General features: G+C 42.0%; 18 protein-coding genes. 1 reads left to right on the forward strand and 17 read right to left on the reverse strand.

The window, feature by feature from the left end:
* Positions 1 to 55: 55 nt before the first annotated feature.
* The 7 genes from ACTWQL_RS11535 to safA form a co-directional block, all read right to left on the reverse strand.
* A complete protein-coding gene (locus ACTWQL_RS11535) occupies positions 56 to 247 on the reverse strand; it encodes a DUF2905 domain-containing protein (RefSeq protein WP_443142590.1) in 192 nt (63 codons plus the stop codon).
* Positions 244 to 1,248 carry a Holliday junction branch migration DNA helicase RuvB gene (ruvB, locus tag ACTWQL_RS11540; RefSeq protein ID WP_221566211.1) on the reverse strand — a complete coding sequence of 335 codons (1,005 nt, stop codon included), beginning with the start codon at positions 1,246 to 1,248 and terminating at the stop codon, positions 244 to 246. Before ruvB ends, ACTWQL_RS11535 begins: the two co-directional genes overlap by 4 nt.
* A 17-nt stretch (positions 1,249 to 1,265) precedes the next feature.
* Positions 1,266 to 1,859: a Holliday junction branch migration protein RuvA gene (gene ruvA, locus ACTWQL_RS11545; protein ID WP_443142591.1), complete on the reverse strand. Its 594-nt coding sequence runs from the start codon at positions 1,857 to 1,859 to the stop codon at positions 1,266 to 1,268.
* 397 nt (positions 1,860 to 2,256) lie between these two features.
* Positions 2,257 to 2,823: a BofC C-terminal domain-containing protein gene (locus tag ACTWQL_RS11550; RefSeq protein ID WP_443142592.1), complete on the reverse strand. Its 567-nt coding sequence runs from the start codon at positions 2,821 to 2,823 to the stop codon at positions 2,257 to 2,259.
* Between the two features lie 94 nt (positions 2,824 to 2,917).
* Positions 2,918 to 3,655 (reverse strand): YebC/PmpR family DNA-binding transcriptional regulator, encoded by a 738-nt coding sequence (locus ACTWQL_RS11555; RefSeq protein ID WP_443142593.1) that lies wholly within the window; start codon positions 3,653 to 3,655, stop codon positions 2,918 to 2,920.
* A 111-nt stretch (positions 3,656 to 3,766) separates the two neighbouring features.
* On the reverse strand, positions 3,767 to 4,327 hold the full coding sequence (locus ACTWQL_RS11560; protein WP_443142594.1) for a YhcN/YlaJ family sporulation lipoprotein: 561 nt from the start codon (positions 4,325 to 4,327) through the stop codon (positions 3,767 to 3,769).
* 75 nt (positions 4,328 to 4,402) lie between these two features.
* Positions 4,403 to 6,214 carry a SafA/ExsA family spore coat assembly protein gene (safA, locus tag ACTWQL_RS11565; protein WP_443142595.1) on the reverse strand — a complete coding sequence of 604 codons (1,812 nt, stop codon included), beginning with the start codon at positions 6,212 to 6,214 and terminating at the stop codon, positions 4,403 to 4,405.
* A gap of 206 nt (positions 6,215 to 6,420) precedes the next feature.
* Here safA and ACTWQL_RS11570 point away from each other — a divergent pair, with 206 nt between their 5' ends.
* On the forward strand, positions 6,421 to 6,966 hold the full coding sequence (locus tag ACTWQL_RS11570) for a transcription repressor NadR (protein ID WP_443142596.1): 546 nt from the start codon (positions 6,421 to 6,423) through the stop codon (positions 6,964 to 6,966).
* Positions 6,967 to 7,103: 137 nt separating this feature from the next.
* Here ACTWQL_RS11570 and ACTWQL_RS11575 read toward each other — a convergent pair whose 3' ends face one another.
* The 10 genes from ACTWQL_RS11575 to minD form a co-directional block, all read right to left on the reverse strand.
* Positions 7,104 to 7,553, reverse strand: a complete 450-nt coding sequence (locus tag ACTWQL_RS11575) for an ACT domain-containing protein (RefSeq protein ID WP_443142597.1) — start codon at positions 7,551 to 7,553, stop codon at positions 7,104 to 7,106.
* Between the two features lie 190 nt (positions 7,554 to 7,743).
* On the reverse strand, positions 7,744 to 9,030 hold the full coding sequence (gene obgE / locus ACTWQL_RS11580; RefSeq protein WP_443142598.1) for a GTPase ObgE: 1,287 nt from the start codon (positions 9,028 to 9,030) through the stop codon (positions 7,744 to 7,746).
* A gap of 18 nt (positions 9,031 to 9,048) precedes the next feature.
* Positions 9,049 to 9,585: a Spo0B C-terminal domain-containing protein gene (locus ACTWQL_RS11585; RefSeq protein ID WP_443142599.1), complete on the reverse strand. Its 537-nt coding sequence runs from the start codon at positions 9,583 to 9,585 to the stop codon at positions 9,049 to 9,051.
* A gap of 88 nt (positions 9,586 to 9,673) precedes the next feature.
* The gene (gene rpmA / locus ACTWQL_RS11590; protein WP_236334226.1) at positions 9,674 to 9,964 is read right to left on the reverse strand and encodes a 50S ribosomal protein L27; all 291 of its coding nucleotides are present in this window, start codon (positions 9,962 to 9,964) and stop codon (positions 9,674 to 9,676) included.
* Positions 9,965 to 9,983: 19 nt separating this feature from the next.
* Positions 9,984 to 10,307: a ribosomal-processing cysteine protease Prp gene (locus ACTWQL_RS11595; RefSeq protein ID WP_443142600.1), complete on the reverse strand. Its 324-nt coding sequence runs from the start codon at positions 10,305 to 10,307 to the stop codon at positions 9,984 to 9,986.
* Between the two features lie 2 nt (positions 10,308 to 10,309).
* Positions 10,310 to 10,618, reverse strand: coding sequence for a 50S ribosomal protein L21 (gene rplU / locus ACTWQL_RS11600; RefSeq protein WP_261133308.1), 309 nt, complete (start codon positions 10,616 to 10,618; stop codon positions 10,310 to 10,312).
* Positions 10,619 to 11,052: 434 nt separating this feature from the next.
* Entirely contained in the window at positions 11,053 to 12,510 is a 1,458-nt protein-coding gene (locus tag ACTWQL_RS11605; protein WP_443142601.1) for an Rne/Rng family ribonuclease, read from the reverse strand.
* 50 nt (positions 12,511 to 12,560) lie between these two features.
* Complete coding sequence (locus ACTWQL_RS11610; RefSeq protein WP_443142602.1) at positions 12,561 to 13,307, reverse strand: M50 family metallopeptidase; 747 nt, start codon at positions 13,305 to 13,307, stop codon at positions 12,561 to 12,563.
* Between the two features lie 95 nt (positions 13,308 to 13,402).
* On the reverse strand, positions 13,403 to 14,137 hold the full coding sequence (locus tag ACTWQL_RS11615; RefSeq protein ID WP_443142603.1) for a peptidoglycan DD-metalloendopeptidase family protein: 735 nt from the start codon (positions 14,135 to 14,137) through the stop codon (positions 13,403 to 13,405).
* A gap of 179 nt (positions 14,138 to 14,316) precedes the next feature.
* Entirely contained in the window at positions 14,317 to 15,114 is a 798-nt protein-coding gene (gene minD, locus ACTWQL_RS11620; RefSeq protein ID WP_443142604.1) for a septum site-determining protein MinD, read from the reverse strand.
* Positions 15,115 to 15,117: the final 3 nt, after the last annotated feature.

The following is a 15,117-nucleotide window of genomic DNA, read 5'->3' on the forward strand; positions in this document are numbered from 1 at the left end:
TCATTTCACCTATTTATCAGCTATTTTGTGTATTCATTGTTGTTAAGAGATGGCTCTATCTGAAGCGTCCGATCAAATAAAAAATTAACGAAAGGACGATACTCACGGCAATAGATGTGACAATCGGAAAATAAAAGGTCGTATTTCCTTTTTTAAAAACGATATCGCCTGGTAATTTTCCGATGAAACTGCCAATGATTCCAAATAGTATAAATACGATACCGATTACAATGAAAATTTTACTCATGGCCTTTTCGGTTCCTCCAAGTCAAAATGCTTGTAGGCAAGTCCAGTTGTCATACGACCCCTTGGTGTCCGTTGGATGAATCCAATCTGGAGCAAATAAGGTTCGTAGACGTCTTCTATCGTTTGAGGTTCTTCACCAATTGTTGCTGCGATGGTATTCAAACCTACCGGACCGCCTTTGTAATTTTCAATAATCCCTCTTAACAATTTATAGTCAATATTGTCCAATCCTAAACGGTCCACCTGAAGCCTTTCAAGTGCTTGGACCGCAATATCCTTTGTTATGATCCCATCTCCTTGTACCTGGGCGAAATCACGAACCCTTTTCAGTAATCTGTTTACGATACGAGGAGTACCGCGAGCTCTTCGCCCTAATTCTTCAGCAGCATCCGGCTGAACTTTTATCTCAAAAAAATCTCCTGTGCGGATGACGATTTCCGTCAAATCATCTAATTCATAGTAATCAAGCCTGCTATGGACACCAAAACGGTCACGCAACGGAGCAGATAACAAACCTGCTCGAGTTGTCGCTCCTACTAAGGTAAAAGGTGGTAGATCCAAACGTACAGATCTGGCTGTTTCCCCTTTTCCAATAACGATATCAAGGCAAAAGTCTTCCATCGCAGGATATAAGACCTCTTCAACTGATCGATGCAGTCTATGGATTTCATCGATGAAGAGGACATCCCCAGGTTCAAGTGCAGTTAAAATCGCAGCTAGGTCACCAGGCCGCTCGATTGCTGGACCACTCGTAGTCCGAATGTTTACACCCATTTCATTAGCGATGATACAGGAAAGAGTCGTCTTCCCTAATCCCGGAGGTCCATATAAGAGTACGTGATCAAGTGGTTCGCTTCGCATTTTTGCAGCTTCAATGAAGACTTGAAGATTTTCTTTTACCTTCCGTTGTCCGATATATTGTTGGAGGTATTGTGGCCGCAGACTAAATTCAAGCGTTTCATCTTCCTGATTGAGTTCATTCGAAATTATCCGTTCTTCCATCTCACACCCACCTCAGGTCAATTCAATAATAATTGTAAAGCTTTCTTTATGTATTGATCCGTTGACAATCCACTTTCACCTTCTAGTTGAGGTGCAACTTTCTTGATTTCTTTCTGACCATATCCAAGAGCTTCAAGCGCTTCAAATGCATCTTGAAGACCATCTTCTGACATTTCAACTTTTGGTTTCTCTTCGATTTTCACTTCAGTCCAGTTCGTCAATTTCCCTTTAAGATCCAAAATCATTTGTCTAGCAGTCTTCTTGCCGACCCCAGGAAAACGGGTCAGAAACTTCTCATCTTCATTTTCAATAGCAGTAACGACCTGATCCGGCTTCCCTGAAGCTAGAATAGCCAGTGCTCCCTTTGGGCCAATTCCAGAAACTTGGATCAATTTCATGAACAAATCACGTTCATCCAGGTTTTCAAACCCATACAACGCCAAAATATCTTCACGTACATGCTGATACGTAAAAATGGTCGTTGTGTTACCGATTTGTTTTTGATATATGAAAGGATTCGGGCAGTTAATTTTATATCCAATGTGGCCGCATTCGAGTACGACATGATCTGAATGTATGTATTTCACTATTCCTGTAATATAATCAATCAATGTTTGTAACCTTCTCCCCTATTTGTAGTGCATCTGATCTCTTTATAAGAAAAGTTCTGTTAAAGAGTGTAGCGGTTTTGCTATTTTAGTTTCCTTTTACACTTTTGGCCGGAATAACCGTGAAATCGGCCGGATTATTTATGAAACTGGCCGGATTATGAGCAAAAACCGCCGGATTATGTAAATCTAGAAAAAATACGAACGTTTCTTCTTATTTTTTCATTGTAGCACATCTGTTGAAGAAAAGTCGAAAGAATATAAGAGCTGACGAAGGTTTCAATCGCTAGGATCACTCTTGGTAAAATACTTGTCATTCATTGAATTCTGCGACATCAAAGCTTAGGATAAAGTAAAAACGACCTGCTGGAAAAAGTTTCAGCAGGCCGTGTAATGATGTTCATTTTTTGATCGCATATGGTTCATATTGATTGAGTACTTCCTGGTAGTCAGATTTGGTTTCGATCCGTATTCCTTCTTTTAATTTTTCAAGAAGATTACTCTCGAGTTTCTTTACATCGATTTGATAGAAGGACTGTATGACTTGGTCTTCATGAGGTCTACCATTGAAAATCGTTAGGATGCCATCCTCCGTCAGACCGAAAAAACCATTCACTTTTGAGAGGGGTGAAATATCATCGATTTCTTGTTCGAATATGACTCGTTTCAAATCTTGGTCGATCATTTGCCAATCAGCATAAGCCGCCCAAAAGTCTTCCATCGACCAGATTGTTTCATAAATGACTTCTTGACTGCTTTCCCCGTCTAAATAAGTTCGCTGTAGAAGAACTTCGACAGTGAGTGGACCAGAAACAGTCTGTGCTTCCTGCTCTTGTGGATGACTATGAGAAGGTAGGTTTGCTTTCACCTCATCTTCAAATGAATGAAACACCAGCACATAAACTGCTCCTAATACGGATACAACTATAGGAAAAATCCAAGCTGCTTTCACAGGGAAGGTTTTCACCTGACTATCACCTCACGTTTGTCTTCTTCAGACAAATATACATTCAGTAATAGTTTTACCGAATCAGGGTAATTTATCCATCTTAAATGAATCGCTATTGTTCATCGGCAATTTCAAGGTTATGATACACTTCCTGAACATCATCAAGCTCTTCCAATGCATCGATCAGATTGAACATTCTTTGTTCATCCTCCCCTTCAAGCTTTGTCAGCGTCTGAGGGATCATCGTGATTTCTGCAGTTGAAGGCGTATATCGTTTTGATAATAAATCATTCTTAACACTAGAAAATTGTTCGGCATCGGTGTAGATCTCATACGCTCCTTCATTCACTTCATACTCTTCCGCACCCGATTCGATGATTTCTAACATGAATTCATCTTCAGAAAGTGAAACTTCGTCTTGATCAATGATAATCACACCTTTACGGTCAAACATGAAGGCGACACATCCAGATTCACCTAAGTTCCCTCCATTTTTCGAAAACGCATGTCTCACTTCAGCAGCAGTACGATTTTTATTATCCGTCAATATTTCCACCATTACAGCTGTACCGCCGGCTCCATATCCTTCATAGACGATTTCTTCATAGTTGACGCCTTCTAAATTTCCACTCGCCTTCTTAATAGCACGATCAATATTTTCATTCGGCATGTTCGAAGATTTGGCTTTATCAACAGCTAAACGGAGTGATGGATTTGTCTCGGGATCACCGCCACCTTCTTTTGCAGCTATGAAAATTTCTTTAGCAAGCTTCATGAACACTTTTCCGCGCTTTGCATCCTGCGCATTTTTCCTGCGTTGTATATTTTTCCATTTAGAATGTCCTGCCATATTGTTTCTCCCCTTTTCTTACACTTCTTTTTTCAATATAGCACATATCTACACCCTTAAAAAAGAAAATGGAGCTGACACAAAAGGCGTCAACTCCAGCTTGAAACTACTTTAACGATTGTTTTGGAAAGGTCGTTGCATGGCATCCCCTATGTCGTTCATTATTGCATTTACATCTGAACGAACTTCTGCGAAACCATTCCCATTTCTCAAATCGTCATCGACATTTCTGATTCTTGTAAACATTTCTTCGTCCGTTGTTACCCGAACGTTTTTATCAGTCATTTGCTGCACAGCTTCCTTTACGTTCTTTCGAACATCCTGGTCGTTTCGATCATTCGTATCGACGCCAACCAAAACTGTGTCACCGTTGACCACGACACGCACATCGTCAACGTTTTTCATATCTTTTACTCGCTTGGAGATTCGAGCAGCAAGGTCTCCACCATTGTAGTCATCTGCATAATTGATTTCTGCCCTGTCGAGGTCTCTGCGATCACGATCTGCAATCTGAGTTAAAGGTCCCTCATTGGCATCATCATTCGTATAGTACCCAATAGGACGAGTGTCATTATCATAACGTGTTTCCATCGCACCGTTACCATCTGCATTACATGCCGTTAATGCACCTGTCAGCATCAAAGCTGAAGTCAATACCATTAATTTTTTCATTAATAAACCTCCTTTCACCATTTAGAATGGCAATCAGAGGTTTAAATTAATCCTATTTGAGACGGAAATAGTTCCCTATTCTTTTTTGGTGTCTTTTTTCTTTTGTTTCCTTGGCTGCATCTGAATGTCAATGTCCCAATATGGGTCCCTACCTGGAGTCTGGCCCATCATTCCGCCTTGATCCTGTTGCATCCATGGCATTTGACCACCGCCTTGCTGGCCTTGCATCATCGGAAGCTGACCCATCATTCCACCTTGATCTTGTTGCATCCATGGCATTTGTTGTCCGCTGCCTTGCTGACCTTGCATCATTGGAAGCTGACCCATCATTCCGCCTTGATCTTGTTGCATCCATGGCATTTGACCGCCGCCCTGCTGACCTTGCATCATCGGAAGCTGACCCATCATCCCGGCTTGGTCTTGTTGCATCCATGGCATCTGTCCGCCGCCCTGCTGCCCTTGCATCATCGGAAGCTGACCCATCATTCCGTCTTGATCTTGTTGCATCCCCGGCATCTGTCCGCCGCCCTGCTGCCCTTGCATCATCGGAAGTTGACCCATCATTCCGCCTTGGTCCTGTTGCATCCACGGCATTTGTTGACCGCCGCCTTGCTGGCCTTGCATCATTGGAAGCTGACCCATCATTCCGCCTTGATCTTGTTGCATCCACGGCATTTGTTGACCGCCACCTTGCTGACCTTGCATCATCGGAAGCTGACCCATCATTCCGCCCTGATCCTGGCTTGCCCATGGATTTAGAGATTCATTATTCTGACCTTGCTGCATCATCTGCCCGCCACTTTGGTCTTGCCCCATCCATGGCAGCTGTCCTCCGCCTTGGTCTTGCCCCATCCATGGCATCTGTCCTCCGCTTTGATCTTGACCCATCCATGGCATCTGCCCGCCGCCTTGATCTTGGCCCATCCATGGCATCATTTGTCCGCCGCCATGTTCTTGCCCCATCCATGGCATCATTTGTCCGCCGCCATGTTCTTGCCCCATCCATGGCATCATTTGTCCGCCGCCATGTTCTTGCCCCATCCATGGCATCATTTCTCCGCCGCCATGTTCTTGCCCCATCCATGGCATCATTTGTCCGCCGCCATGTTCTTGCCCCATCCACTGATAGTCATCATAATCCATCTCTTCCATTCCATACATTTCGAGTGGCGACGCATAACCATTTGGGATATCTCCGTATTGTTCCATATGACCATACATCGGATAGCCTCCCATTTGATGGTGATAACCATACGGTTGCATCATCGGACCACAGCAAGGATCCATCATTTGATATGACCCGTAATGTCCCCATGGTCCTGCACAAGGATCGGGCATACAGCAATCATCATATGGAATACATTCGACTGGTGGACAAGGCTTGACAGGTTTTGGCTTAGGCATTTCATATGTGGTTGTCTTTTCTTCTTTTTGTAAGCCTAATGTAATTTGAAATTCTTCCTCTGTGATCGGAGCCTTAGGTTTTTTAACAACCGGTTTTTCTTTTACGATCGGTTTTTCCTTTATCGGCTTCTCTTTTATCGGCAGCTCTTTTTTAATTGGCATTTCCTTTTTGATTGGCATCTCTTTTTTCGTAGGTGCTTTGATCGGCATTTCTTTTTTCGGTTTAGGCATTGGCTTTTCCTTTGTTATCGGTTTCTCCTTCATTTTCATATTCATATGTGGCATTATTTTGTTTTTCATATTACCTGAATTATTTGGTTTTCCGTTCGGATTGCTGGTCGGTACTTTTACTTTGGCACCTGGATAGATGGTATCCGGATTCTTTATTTGGGGATTAGCTTTGATGACCTCTTGCAAATCTACACCGTACATTTTAGATATTTTCCAAAGTGTATCCCCTTTTTTGACAATGTGTATTTTCAAAACGATCTCCTCCCTGCCTAATTCATTACACAGTATATGAGAGATTGGGCATCTTGCTACACTTTTAAAAAACAGTCTGTTCGCCATAATCATTATATGAGTCCGTTAAAACACATATTCTTTATGATTGTGAAGGGCTCGTTATTCGGAATGGAAATGTGGTATTCTTAAATGAACGAAACTGTTGTTTTAGGAGGAAAAGCGTAATGAAAGATAAAGGAGATAAGGTCTTAGGGGAAGAACGGAGGGACTTACTGCTTCAATGGCTGAAACAGAGTGAGACTCCACTGACGGGAAGTCATCTTGCAAAACAGACAAATGTAAGCCGGCAGGTGATTGTTCAGGATATTTCGTTGTTGAAAGCTCGAAATGAACCCATTATGGCTACTTCCAACGGATATTTATATTTCCAAACCGTTTCTTCAAAACAGAAATACACAAGAATCATTGCATGCCAGCATTCTTCTGATGAAACAGTAGATGAACTCAATACAATTGTCGATTATGGCGTTACGGTAAAAGATGTTACGATTGAACATCCTGTCTATGGAGACTTGACTGGGGTGATCATGATTCAAAATCGTCATGATGTTGAACAATTCATCAATAAAGTCCGGGAAACCAATGCGGCTTACCTACTTGAATTGACGGACGGTGTCCACCTGCACACATTAGAAGCAGATTCAGAAGATCAGTTGGACCAAGCATGCAGAGCATTAGAAGGGAAAGGGTACTTGTTGTCACGTTCATAGTTTTTCAATTAGCTCGTCAGAAGTTGCTGATTTCCTATATTGGGGGAAATTTTTATCGGTGCATCTCTGTTTTTATCGGTGCAAATCCGAAATAATTCGGTGCCGTTTTGTCATTTATCGTCATCTTTAAATTCTCGCTATGCGCCGGACCCGATTATGCTTACTTGTCTGACATGTTCCAACTTTTCAAGCGCTTTAAGAATACCATTGATGTCTTCTTTGGAAGATGCCGTCTCGATCGACAGTGTAACATTTGCTTTTCCTTGCAGGGGAATCGTTTGGTGTATCGTCAAGATATTACATCCTAATTCGGCAAGAATCCTAAGTAAGGACGACAATGATCCTGAACGGTCTTCCAAATGGATAGAAATAGATACGATTTGCTTTTGGACCATCGTTTCAAACGGGAAAATCCGATCACGGTATTTATAAAATGCACTTCTGCTTAAATCTACGGCTTTAACTGCTTCATTGATTGTACTCACTTTTCCTGATTCTAAAAGCGCTTTCGCTTCAAGCGTTTTTGTCATCGCTTCGGAAAGGACATCCTCTTGTACCAGATAAAAACGTTCACCTTTACGATCCATCTTGCAGCCTCCTGTTAAGGAATTGTTACCTCAGTATATAAGGATTAGCTTTTGTTAGCAACTTTATCGTATTATCGATGCTTTTTATTGATACAGTTTGATTTTGGATTTTTATATAGAAGGTTTTTCAAGGTTTCTGCCTGTAAGATTAAACAGAGCCAAATAAAAAATAGACCGTCACTACGACAGTCTATTCAATAAATTCAAATTCATAATCCATGATGCGGACGATGTCACCATCTTCAGCACCGCGTTCTCTAAGAGCGTCATCAATTCCCATCCTTCTCATCTGTTGAGCAAACCGTCTGACCGATTCATCTCTGGAGAAGTCCGTCATTTTGAATAGACGCTCAATTTTGCCACCGGAAATGACAAATGTGCCATCATCTTCTCGTGAAAGTTCAAAAGGCTGTTCTTCCTTTTGATGCTTATAAAGCACTCTTTCATCCTCTTCTTCCTCATCTTCTACGAGTGGAAATTCAGGCGTTGTTTCTAATTTATTCGCAATTTCAAATAACAAATCCCGTACTCCGTCTTTGGTAATCGCTGAAATCGGGAAGATCGGGTATTCATCTCCAACCTGTTCTTTGAATAGCTCGAGATTATCTTCTGCATCTGGCATGTCCATCTTATTTGCAACAACAAGCTGTGGACGTTCTGTCAAACGCAGATTATATTGCTTAAGCTCTTCATTGATTTTCAAAAAGTCTTCGTATGGATCTCTTCCTTCCATACCTGACATATCAAGGACATGGACAATCACTCGTGTCCTTTCAATATGTCTTAAGAACTGATGACCCAAACCGACTCCTTCATGTGCACCTTCGATCAATCCTGGCAGGTCCGCCATGACGAAACTCCGGTTGTCCTCTGTTTCAACAACGCCAAGGTTCGGACTTAACGTTGTGAAATGGTACTCGGCAATTTTAGGCTTAGCTGCTGATACAATGGACAATAGCGTTGATTTCCCGACACTAGGAAAACCAACAAGTCCAACATCAGCAAGTAATTTCAATTCTAATGTGACTTCTCTCTCTTCACCTGGTTCACCATTCTCGGAAAGTTCAGGTGCCGGATTTTTCGGCGTTGCAAAACGTGTATTCCCACGTCCCCCTCGTCCGCCTTTCGCAATGACTGCTTGCTGCCCATGTTGAATGAGATCAGCAATGACCTTTCCAGTCTTGACATCAGTCACGACTGTTCCTGGAGGGACTTTGATAATCCTATTTTCTGCATTCCGTCCATGCATGTTTTTAGACATTCCATTTTCCCCGCGTGGAGCTTTGAAGTGACGGTTGTAACGGAAGTCCATCAATGTCCGTAATCCTTCTTCAACCTGGAAAATGACGTCTCCGCCCTTTCCACCGTCTCCACCAGCTGGTCCCCCATCTGGTACATATTTCTCTCTGCGGAAGGCAACCATTCCGTTTCCGCCATCACCTGATTTTATAAATACAGTAACCTGATCGACAAACATGATATTTCTCACCTCACCTTATGATCCTAGTTCAAGGATATATAACAGTTCATTTTCCTGACAGTAGCTTTCGACGATCGTGATTGAATTATGTAAAGGATTCAGTGAATCTAATGCCTTACAGGAGTCCAGATCAATTTTCCCTGCAAAATCATAAGTGATTCTTGATCTTCCCTGAATCAATTGGATGGTAATCATCAGATGCGGTTCTCCATCTGGTTCCACCAATTTATCAAGATGACTGATGAATTCTTTGGTCCAGTCATAAATCGCATCGTCAAACGACGAAAGGTCTTGTTCATCACCGATCACTTCATAATCGAGTCGATACTTGTTCTGCTGCCAATTGTATGTTAATAAAAATTCAGCCATTTTCGGCATCCGAAGATTTGAGACCTTCGCCTCGTTCTTCGCTTCATGCACTACCTTTTCAATTATTTCTTTAGCCCGGTCAGTACGGTCTAGTGCTAAATTTCCTTTTATTAGTTGAAGTTGGTTCAGCCAATCATGCCGGGCATGACGTAATAGACTAACGGGATCCCATTTTTCCTTCATATCAGCACTCCCAAACGTTAAAATTAACCGTCTTTTAAAAAGGTATAAGAAGAAAAAAACTCTAACCAGTCCGGTTAGAGTTTAAGTGTTACGCTTCTTTGGCTACTGGGTAAACACTTACTTGCTTACGGTTACGACCTAGACGCTCGAATCGAACGACTCCGTCCACCTTAGCGAATAAAGTGTCATCTCCACCGCGGCCAACGTTCTTACCAGGGTAGATCTTTGTTCCGCGTTGACGGAAAAGAATAGAACCACCAGAAACAGTTTGTCCGTCAGCTCTCTTAGCTCCTAGACGCTTAGAGATTGAGTCACGACCGTTCTTTGTACTACCAACACCCTTTTTGGATGCGAAGTATTGCAGGTTTAACTTAAGCATGAGATGCACCTCCTAAAACCTAATTGATTTTGATATATTGACCATAGTCACGTTCGATAGACTTCAATGCAACCAGCATACCTTCTAGTAAAAGCTGTATCTTCTCTGATGTTTGTTCACTTACAGAGGAAGGTGTCTTGAATGTAAAATACCCGCCGTCTTCACGAGTCTCCACTTCAGGCTCAACCTGGCAGAGTTCTTCAATTGCATTTACAGTCCCAAAGGAAACAGCTGTCACTGCTGCACACACAAGATCATGTCCATATGGACCTGATTCGGCGTGCCCCGTAATGCTGAACGACACGATTTTACGCTGATCACGAATTATATTGACCCTTAACATGATTATACGTTAATTTTGTCAATAACAACTTTTGTGTATGGTTGACGATGTCCTTGTTTACGACGATAGTTCTTTTTAGGCTTGAACTTGTAAACAACGACTTTTTTTGCACGACCTTGCTTGTCGACCTTAGCAGTTACAGTCGCTCCGTCTACGAGCGGGCTTCCGACTTTTACGTCATTTCCACCTACCATCAATACACGATCGAAAGTAATTGTGTCGCCTGCTTCACCATTCACTTTTTCAATATAAAGCTCTTGTCCTTCTTCTACACGGAATTGTTTTCCGCCTGCTTCAATAATTGCGTACATCATATGCACCTCCTGTTAAACTCAGACTCGCCATTACAGGTGCTTCTGAATCAATATAGTCGTCGTATTTCTTTGTTGCGTCGTTACTGCGGTCCTCAAATAGGATTTCTATTATCTGGTCCTCGTAAACTTCCGCGCCTCGAACTACTCGACTCTATTGTTTCAACTTCACATAAATTGAGCTGCGAATTTCTGCATTGCATCGTGACTCCGGTCCTCATGTAGGTCAATCTACACTCCGGTCCTCGTCCACTTCTGCGCCTTGAACTTTTTGCTCTCTTCATCTGAATGAATACTGGTTCCAGTATAAATTGAGCGGCGAATTTCGCCTCAATTTTATCATTAAGCTTGAAAACCTGCTTTGAGCGGTTGGAGCGTGAGGCTCCAAAAACTAACGAAAAAATCATACCATAAAACAAAAGGCATTGTCAATGTTATTCCTTCTCTATTCGTGTTTCGATCACATCGCATGACCCGATTTGCCTCACGTGAAAATAAGGATGATCAACCTCGGATTTTTCCGTTATATACAGTTTAGCAGAAATCAGGCTTGAAAGGTCATCTTCCAAGTCACTTTCTGGAGCTTTGAGATATTCCCGTAATGGTTTAGAAACTTCCACCCAGATCCCTTCCCCTTCTGTATGACGATGTTCAAACAAAGCCCGTTCTAGAGCATAATAGATGGTTTCAACGGATAATTGCCTATGGTTTGCATTACAAACCGCACAGGGTTCAGTCATCTGTGCAGAGAGGCTGTCTTTCACCTTTTGACGAGTAAGTTCTAATAAACCAAGTGCAGTGAAACCATGAATTCTTGTTCGAATCGGGTCTTGGTTGAACGTGTTTTCAAGTCGCCTTATAACTTTTTCTTGATGATCTTTACTATTCATTCGGATGAAGTCGATGACGATCATACCACTTATATTACGTAGCCTCAATTGTCTTGCAGCCTCTTCTGCTGCGTGTAGATTCGTCTCTAAAATTGATTCGTCACGATCTTGTTTACCAGTGAATTTCCCGGTATTCACATCAATAACTGTCAACGCTTCTGTGGGGTCAATATTGATATACCCCCCATTTTTTAACCAAACAACAGGCTGAAGTGCTTTATGTATTGCCTGCTCAATATTATGATGACTGAAAAGATTTTCAGTTCCCTTGTATAAATAGGTCTTCTCAGAGAAGTTCGGATATTTATTCTTAAAGGATCGGTAAACATCGAAGTCATCAAAGATGTACGTCATTTCCTCATTAGAGGTATGAACTAAAGCGCGCTCAATCAACGTATTCCCTTCAAACAATAAAGAAGTGCGCTTTAAGGTCTCAGCTCTATCTGAAAGAGTTTCCCATTGCTGTCGGAGTCTTGAAACTTCTTGATCTAACTGCTCAAGTGATACTTCTGAGCTCGAAGTACGCATGATCAAACCTTCACACCCTGCGGTCAGTTCATCCCCCACTTTTCTCATCCGCTCCGTATCATCCTCTGATAACTTTTTTGAAACGGCTGTGTAGTTCCCGAACGGTAAATAAACAAGATGCTCTCCAGGTATCGTAATGTTTTCCGTAAGGAGAGGCCCCTTGCTTTTGGAAGCTTCTTTTTTCACTTGGACAATAATCCATTGGCCTTCATGTATCTTTTCAGAGATGGTCTGATTTTCCTTTCCGGATTTCGGGACCAAATCAGTGGCATGAATGAATCCGTTCTGTTCAAATCCAACGTCGACAAAGGCCGCTTGCATACCCGGCAGTACTTTAACGACGCGCCCTACGTATATATTCCCGGCTTTTGGATAAGCATTGGGACGTTCAAGCATCACCTCGACCAATTGTCCATGATTGACAAGCGCAGCTCTTTTTTCAGATGTTGTCATATTAAATAAAAGTTGTTTCAATATAGATCCTCAATTCTCATCTTTTACGTTTGAACTTCTACTTTAATATTTTAACGAAAAAGATCCTCAATTGCACACGAACCGGCACTCTGCTTAAAGTAAGCCGACAATATATCCTTTTCTTTACACATATGTGGAGGGGCTGATTTTATTAATATGTCATGGCTGCACCCTTTATATAATCCGGCAAGTACATTTTCTACACTTGTTGCCGGGTGAACACTGATGACTTTGTTCCTCTTTGGCTTTTCTTTTGTACTCATCCTTTCCAACAAGAATCGGACATACACATACGGGTGATGTTTCCATTCCACATAGTGAGCATAAAGTAAGAAAGATACGATGATAATCAAATTCAAATGAAAAGCAAACCAAAGGAGCGATCCCCCTGTAAAGATGAGCAGAAATATACAGGAGATCAACAACATGAATTTCTTTGCTTTTTTAAATGGGGAAAACAAGGTGATGAATAGGAAAAGGAGCTTTCCGCCATCCAGCGGCCAAATGGGAAGTAAATTGAACAATAAAATCATCCAATTCATCGATATCAGAAGTTCAAGTGTATACGGGTCCCCTAAACCATTATATAAGCAGAACATACCGAGGCTGATCATCCAAACATGTTGGAGAGGACCAGCTAATGTGACGATGATTTCCTCATGATAGGGTCGATTCCCGTACTCGTCCATTTCCGCAACACCTCCAAAAGGCAGTAATTCCACTTTAACCAACCGCCATTTGAAAAAAAGTGCTGCGAACGCGTGTCCCAGCTCATGAATGAGGATGATGAGAAACAAAACAAGAAACTCCCGAAAGTGACCAGTTGTGATGCCGATCAATGCAACCAGCCAGAGAAGCGGGTTTATTCGTATCAAGGAGAGGACCTTGAGCATTATTCAGAGGACAAAACTTTCATAGGATCTACAAACCCGCCGTTATCCTTGATTGCGAAATAGAACATGCCCGCTTCTGATCCCTCTTCCATCGTTACCTTCCCTAGAGTCGTCCCCAAATCGATATAATTATAGAGTTTGATGCCGTCATCGATTTTATCGAGCTTTCCATACCAAGACTCGCTACCATCAAAATGCTGGACCACAACCGTTTTGCCTAATTTGTCCTTTTCTCCTACAAAGATGACAAATCCTTCTTTAATGGCTGAAACGTCTGTTTCATTACCTGTTTCCAGCAAAATTCCTTGGCCATTATCTTTGAACGATTGAAGGACTTTCGTGTTCGCTGGGAGCGCATAATCTTCCATTTTTTTACCCGTATCAGCAACCTCGCTACCCTTACTTTCAGTCGGAAACAACGCAAGCGGTTTTCCGAATTTCTCTTCATACCATCCTGCGATCGAAGCGAATTGAAATTCCTGTTCAAAGGAATTATTGACCAAGTTACGTACAGGATTAAGGTTTTCAGATGGGTTCTTGAAGACAATTCCCACAATTAAAAATAAGCATACCGCTGCCATCAAACGAAAAAGAAATCCCTGGGAAGAAAATAAAGGATGACCTCCTTCATTTCGCTTATCCTTATAGTCAGGGTAGGAATGATTGGAACCAGGATTATTTCTTTTTATGTGATTGTGATACTTTCTCCGTATCTCATCCGCTCTGCTTTTCATAGACACCCATCCTCTACATCTGGTTTGTACATGTTTATGACTTGTCCGTGGTGTTTATGACTATTGTAGATTTACAATCAGAATTGGATGAAAAGCAATATAGAGTCGGCTAGGTAAATTTCTCTACATAGTAAAAAAGCCGGATTCTCCTGGGTTTCCCATTCGAATCCGGCTTTGATTTATGATCTCATTCCGAAGAATTGCTTCACTTTTTTGAATAGACCTTTGTCTTGCTCCAACGACATCAACGGCACAGATTCACCGAGAATCCTGCGAGCGATGTTCCGGTATGCCTGCGAGGCTTTCGTATCCGGATTCAACGCAATCGGTTCACCACGGTTGGAAGCGCGGATGACAAGTTCATCATCTGTAACGATCCCCAATAATTCGACCGCTAAAATCGAAACAATTTCATCGACATCCAATGAGTCGCCACTTTCCATCATATGAGGCTTCAGGCGGTTGACAATAAGCTTAGGAGCTTCGATGTCTTCCTGTTCCAGTAGACCGATGATCCGATCTGCATCTCGTACCGATGAGGTCTCAGGATTTGTGACAACGATCGATTTATCAGCGCCTGCAATCGCATTTTTGAACCCTTGTTCAATTCCTGCAGGACAATCGATGATGACATAATCATAGTCCTGTTTGAGCTCCGTCACGATCGTTTTCATTTGTTCAGGTTTGACGGCACTTTTATCTTTAGTCTGTGCGGCGGGTAATAAGTACAAACACTCGAATCGCTTATCTTTTATCAAAGCTTGATGTAATTTACAGCGGTTATGTGCAACATCTACAAGATCGTAGATGATACGATTTTCAAGGCCCATAATCACATCCAGGTTTCGGAGACCGATATCTGTATCGATTAAACAAACCTTCTTTCCAAGAAGTGCAAGTGATGTCCCTATGTTGGCTGTGGTTGTTGTTTTTCCAACTCCGCCTTTTCCAGATGTAATAACGATAGCTTCACCCACAAA

Origin of the sequence: Pseudalkalibacillus sp. R45, assembly GCF_052246725.1 — a bacterium.
Classification (GTDB): domain Bacteria; phylum Bacillota; class Bacilli; order Bacillales; family Fictibacillaceae; genus Pseudalkalibacillus.

Excerpts from the sequence above, each read along its gene's own strand:
- ACTWQL_RS11615 (WP_443142603.1), bottom strand. The coding sequence starts at position 14,137 with ATGAAAAGCAGAGCGGATGAGATACGGAGAAAGTATCACAATCACATA.
- ACTWQL_RS11555 (WP_443142593.1), bottom strand. The coding sequence starts at position 3,655 with ATGGCAGGACATTCTAAATGGAAAAATATACAACGCAGGAAAAATGCG.
- rplU (WP_261133308.1), bottom strand. The coding sequence starts at position 10,618 with ATGTACGCAATTATTGAAGCAGGCGGAAAACAATTCCGTGTAGAAGAA.
- rpmA (WP_236334226.1), bottom strand. The coding sequence starts at position 9,964 with ATGCTTAAGTTAAACCTGCAATACTTCGCATCCAAAAAGGGTGTTGGT.
- ACTWQL_RS11570 (WP_443142596.1), top strand. The coding sequence starts at position 6,421 with ATGAAAGATAAAGGAGATAAGGTCTTAGGGGAAGAACGGAGGGACTTA.
- ACTWQL_RS11595 (WP_443142600.1), bottom strand. The coding sequence starts at position 10,307 with ATGTTAAGGGTCAATATAATTCGTGATCAGCGTAAAATCGTGTCGTTC.
- ACTWQL_RS11535 (WP_443142590.1), bottom strand. The coding sequence starts at position 247 with ATGAGTAAAATTTTCATTGTAATCGGTATCGTATTTATACTATTTGGA.
- ACTWQL_RS11560 (WP_443142594.1), bottom strand. The coding sequence starts at position 4,327 with ATGAAAAAATTAATGGTATTGACTTCAGCTTTGATGCTGACAGGTGCA.
- obgE (WP_443142598.1), bottom strand. The coding sequence starts at position 9,030 with ATGTTTGTCGATCAGGTTACTGTATTTATAAAATCAGGTGATGGCGGA.
- ACTWQL_RS11575 (WP_443142597.1), bottom strand. The coding sequence starts at position 7,553 with ATGGATCGTAAAGGTGAACGTTTTTATCTGGTACAAGAGGATGTCCTT.
- ruvB (WP_221566211.1), bottom strand. The coding sequence starts at position 1,248 with ATGGAAGAACGGATAATTTCGAATGAACTCAATCAGGAAGATGAAACG.
- ACTWQL_RS11585 (WP_443142599.1), bottom strand. The coding sequence starts at position 9,585 with ATGAAGGAAAAATGGGATCCCGTTAGTCTATTACGTCATGCCCGGCAT.